Source organism: Allobosea sp. CER48 (assembly GCF_044752385.1).
Classification (GTDB): Bacteria; Pseudomonadota; Alphaproteobacteria; order Rhizobiales; family Beijerinckiaceae; genus Allobosea.
On sequence record NZ_JBIWYK010000279.1, the window covers coordinates 1 to 4,208 of the forward strand.

General features: G+C 66.5%; 5 protein-coding genes. 2 read left to right on the forward strand and 3 right to left on the reverse strand.

All coding sequences use genetic code 11. The annotated features are described in order from the left end of the window. Positions 1-115 precede the first annotated feature (115 nt). Both groL and groES read right to left on the reverse strand, forming a co-directional pair. Positions 116-1,753, reverse strand: a complete 1,638-nt coding sequence (gene groL, locus ACIPIA_RS11220) for a chaperonin GroEL (protein ID WP_400509491.1) — start codon at positions 1,751-1,753, stop codon at positions 116-118. Between the two features lie 48 nt (positions 1,754-1,801). Then, the gene (groES, locus tag ACIPIA_RS11225; RefSeq protein ID WP_400509492.1) at positions 1,802-2,089 is read right to left on the reverse strand and encodes a co-chaperone GroES; all 288 of its coding nucleotides are present in this window, start codon (positions 2,087-2,089) and stop codon (positions 1,802-1,804) included. 226 nt (positions 2,090-2,315) lie between these two features. Here groES and ACIPIA_RS11230 point away from each other — a divergent pair, with 226 nt between their 5' ends. After that, complete coding sequence (locus ACIPIA_RS11230; protein WP_400509494.1) at positions 2,316-2,771, forward strand: MarR family winged helix-turn-helix transcriptional regulator; 456 nt, start codon at positions 2,316-2,318, stop codon at positions 2,769-2,771. Between the two features lie 83 nt (positions 2,772-2,854). Further along, complete coding sequence (locus ACIPIA_RS11235) at positions 2,855-3,337, forward strand: PaaI family thioesterase (protein ID WP_400509496.1); 483 nt, start codon at positions 2,855-2,857, stop codon at positions 3,335-3,337. On the opposite strand, the gene ACIPIA_RS11240 is transcribed toward ACIPIA_RS11235, so the two are convergent. Beyond that, the coding region (locus ACIPIA_RS11240) for a DMT family transporter (protein ID WP_400509498.1) at positions 3,324-4,208 on the reverse strand (885 nt) is incomplete at its 5' end. The genes ACIPIA_RS11235 and ACIPIA_RS11240 overlap by 14 nt on opposite strands.

The following is a 4,208-nucleotide window of genomic DNA, read 5'->3' on the forward strand; positions in this document are numbered from 1 at the left end:
ATCCCGCGTCGATGCGCGCACGCCGCGACGGGCGGATGGCGCCCGGATGACAGTGCCGTGAAACGAAAAGGCCCGGCTTGCGCCGGGCCTTCCGTAGGCTTGGTAGGTGGATGGATCAGAAGTCCATGCCGCCCATGCCGCCGCCGCCCATCGGGGGCATCGGGGCGTCCTTCTTCGGCGCCTCGGCGATCATCGCCTCGGTGGTGATCAGCAGGCCCGCGATCGAAGCCGCGTCCTGGATCGCCGTACGCACGACCTTGGTCGGGTCGATGATGCCGGCCTTGACCAGGTCGCCGTACTCGCCGGTCTGGGCGTTGTAGCCCCAGGCGTAGTCCTTCGACTCGACCAGCTTGCCGACCACGACGGCGCCGTCATCGCCGGCGTTGTCGACGATCTGGCGGGCCGGAGCGGCGATCGCCTTGCGGACGATCTCGACGCCGGTCTTCTGGTCGTCGTTCTGGGTCTTGATCGACTTGACCGAGTTCAGCGCGCGCAGGAGGGCGACGCCGCCGCCCGGCAGGATGCCTTCTTCGACCGCAGCGCGGGTCGCGTTCAGGGCATCGTCAACGCGGTCCTTCTTCTCCTTGACCTCGACCTCGGTCGCGCCGCCGACGCGGATCACCGCGACGCCGCCAGCGAGCTTGGCGAGACGCTCCTGGAGCTTCTCACGGTCGTAGTCCGAGGTGGTCTCCTCGATCTGGGCCTTGATCTGGGCGACGCGGGCCTCGATGTCCTTCTTCTTGCCGGCGCCGTCGATGATCGTGGTGTTCTCCTTCTCGATGCGCACGCGCTTGGCGCGGCCGAGCATGTTGAGCGTCACGGTCTCGAGCTTGATGCCGAGGTCTTCCGAGATCATCTGGCCGGCGGTCAGGATCGAGATGTCCTCGAGCATGGCCTTGCGGCGATCGCCGAAGCCCGGAGCCTTGACGGCCGCGACCTTCAGGCCGCCACGGAGCTTGTTGACGACGAGCGTGGCGAGAGCCTCGCCCTCGACGTCCTCGGCGATGATGAGCAGCGGCTTGCCGGTCTGCACGACGGCCTCGAGGATCGGCAGCATCGCCTGCAGCGACGACAGCTTCTTCTCGAAGACGAGGATGTAGGGGTCGTCCAGCTCCGCGATCATCTTCTCGGAGTTGGTGATGAAGTACGGCGACAGGTAGCCGCGGTCGAACTGCATGCCCTCGACGACGTCGAGCTCGGTGTCGGCGGTCTTGGCTTCCTCGACGGTGATGACACCCTCGTTGCCGACCTTCTGCATGGCCTTCGAGATCATCTCGCCGACCGACGAGTCGCCGTTGGCCGAGATCGTGCCGACCTGCGCGACTTCCGCGTTCGAGGTGACCTTCTTCGAGTTCTTCTTGAGGTCCGCGACGATGGCCTCGACAGCGAGGTCGATGCCGCGCTTCAGGTCCATCGGGTTCATGCCGGCCGCAACCGACTTGGCGCCTTCGCGGACGATCGCCTGGGCGAGAACCGTGGCGGTGGTGGTGCCGTCGCCGGCATGGTCGTTCTGGCGCGAAGCGACTTCGCGGACCATCTGGGCGCCCATGTTCTCGAACTTGTCGGCGAGCTCGATCTCCTTGGCGACGGTGACGCCGTCCTTGGTGATGCGCGGAGCGCCGAACGACTTCTCGATCACGACGTTGCGGCCCTTCGGACCCAGCGTGACCTTCACGGCATTGGCGAGAATATCCACGCCGCGCAGCATCTTGTCGCGGGCGTCGGAGGAGAACTTGACGTCTTTGGCAGCCATGAGAGCTACTCCTTGAAATGTATACGGAAGAGAGCGGTCAGGCGGCTATCAGCCGACGACGCCCATGATGTCGGATTCCTTCATGATCAGGAGATCCTGGCCGTCGATCTTGACCTCGGTGCCCGACCACTTGCCGAACAGGACGCGGTCGCCCTTCTTGACATCGAGGGCGACGAGCTTGCCGGCATCGTCACGCGCGCCGGGGCCGACGGCGATGACCTCGCCCTCCTGGGGCTTTTCCTTGGCGGTCTCGGGGATGATGATGCCACCCTTGGTCTTCTCTTCGCCATCCAGGCGGCGGACCACGACGCGGTCATGCAAAGGACGGAACTTCATGGTTCTGTCTTCCTCTCGGTCTCATTCTGTTCGGGCGCCGCGGAAGGGGCCCGGGGGAGACTGTTAGCAGTCATCAGAGGAGAGTGCTAACAGTTGGCTGGGAGATAGGCGCGAGGTTTCGGAGAGTCAAGGAAGCCTGCGACGATAAAGTGAACGCCGCCGGAGACAGTGCCGCAGCCTTCGCCTTCCGGCTGCCGCGAGCGCTAGAACACGCTAAGATGGCCGAATGACGACACCAGCGCCCGATCCCCGTCTAGACGCCATAGCCCGGTCCTGCGTTGCGCTGCACATCCGCATGACGGCGCGGGCGGTGACGCGGGCCTATGACGAGGCGATGCGCCCGAGCGGCCTGAAGATTACGCAGTTCGTGCTGCTCTCGGCGCTCAGCACCGGCCAGTGGAAGTCGGTGACGGAGCTCGCGGAGCGTTTTGCGCTGGAGCGGACATCGCTGACGCGCAATCTCCAGCTGCTGGCCGCCGAAGGGCTGGTCGAACCGGTCGAGTGCCGTGGCCGGGCGTCGGTCTATGCCGTGACCGAGAAGGGCAGGGCTGCGATCGAGGCCGCCATCCCCTATTGGCGTGCGGCCCAGGACAAGATCGAGGGCGGCTACGGCCAGGAGCGCTGGCGCGAGACGCGCGATGGCCTCAAGGCCCTGCGCCGGGCCGCACGCAGCGAACCCTGAGGCGAACCCCGCCCGAACCGGGCCTCGGTTGACCTTGCCGACGCTCTCTCATTATCGTGCAGATACACGAAGGGAGGTCGGCCATGGCGCGTACGGTTGGGGTGGTGTCTCGCGAGGAGCTCGTGGCGGGCGATGGTCTGGGCTTCCTGCGGGGGATCATAGAGGGGCGGAACCCCGCGCCACCTTTCGCCGATGCCATGGATTTCGATCTGGTGGAGGCGGACGAGGGACGTGTCGTTTTCGTCGGCACGCCTTCGCCCCGCTTTTTCAATCCCCTCGGCACGATCCATGGTGGCTGGACGGCGACGATCCTGGATTCCGCCATGGCCTGCGCGGCGCATTCCACGCTGAAGCCGGGCGAGGGCTACACCACGCTGGAGATGAAGCTGAACTATGTCCGGCCCGTCATGCCGGACTCCGGCACCGTGCGCTGCGAGGGCAGGCTGATCCACCGCGGCGGCACGGTCGTGACCACCGAGGGCCGCCTCGTCGACGCGCGCGGCAAGCTCCTGGCGCACGGTACCGAGACCTGCCTCGTATTCCCCGCCCGATCTAGCGCCGGCTGACCGCGACCGCGCCTGCGACGATGAGCAGGGCGCCGAGATAGGTCGTGTACAGCGGCACCTCGCCGAAGACGAAGAAGCCGAGCAGGCTCGCCCAGATCAACGCGGTGTATTCGATGGCCGCCAGGCGCGACGCGGCCGCCTTGGCATAGGCCGAAGTAAGCGTGAGATGGCCGGCGACGCCGAGGATGCCGGCGAAGAGGTAGTTCGCGAGATCCGCGAGCGTCATCGGCACGAAAGCGAATGCCGCGGGGATGGCAAGGCAGAGCGCCGGCCCGATATTCTGGAAGGCGACGATGACCGTGGGGTGCTCCCTGACCGCGATGCGCCGGAGCAGGATCAGGTTGAAGGCGTAGCTCACCGCCGAGAACAGCGCCGCGGCGACGCCGAGGCTGGCGCCGCTGACATGGCCCTGAAGCCTTGGCCAGACCATCACCAGCATGCCGGCGAGACCAAAGGCGAGCGCCTGCAGCACGCGCCGGTCGATGTGTTCCTTGAGCAGGAGCCCGCCGAGCAGCGCGACGAAGACCGGCGCAAGGAAGGACAATGTCAGCGCCTCGGCGAGCGGCAGCACCGAGACCGAGTAGAAGAAGCTGCCGGCCGTCAGCACGACGATCGGCACGCGCGCGATGTTTCCGACGAGGCTGGTACGGGTCGGGCGGGCCGGGCGGGCGATCGCGAGGACGACGAGCGCGCAGGCACCGCCCATCAGGAAACGCATGAACAGCGCGACGATGAAGGGGTGTTGCTGCATCTGCCCCTTGATTACCGCGTCCATGGCGGTGAGCAGGGCGATGCCGAGCGCGGCACGCAGGGCGATCGACGAGGTCATGGTCTCAGGCCGCGTTCCTGGCTGTCCGGGGAAGGGTGCCCG

Excerpts from the sequence above, each read along its gene's own strand:
- ACIPIA_RS11235 (WP_400509496.1), top strand. The coding sequence starts at position 2,855 with ATGGCGCGTACGGTTGGGGTGGTGTCTCGCGAGGAGCTCGTGGCGGGC.
- groES (WP_400509492.1), bottom strand. The coding sequence starts at position 2,089 with ATGAAGTTCCGTCCTTTGCATGACCGCGTCGTGGTCCGCCGCCTGGAT.
- groL (WP_400509491.1), bottom strand. The coding sequence starts at position 1,753 with ATGGCTGCCAAAGACGTCAAGTTCTCCTCCGACGCCCGCGACAAGATG.
- ACIPIA_RS11230 (WP_400509494.1), top strand. The coding sequence starts at position 2,316 with ATGACGACACCAGCGCCCGATCCCCGTCTAGACGCCATAGCCCGGTCC.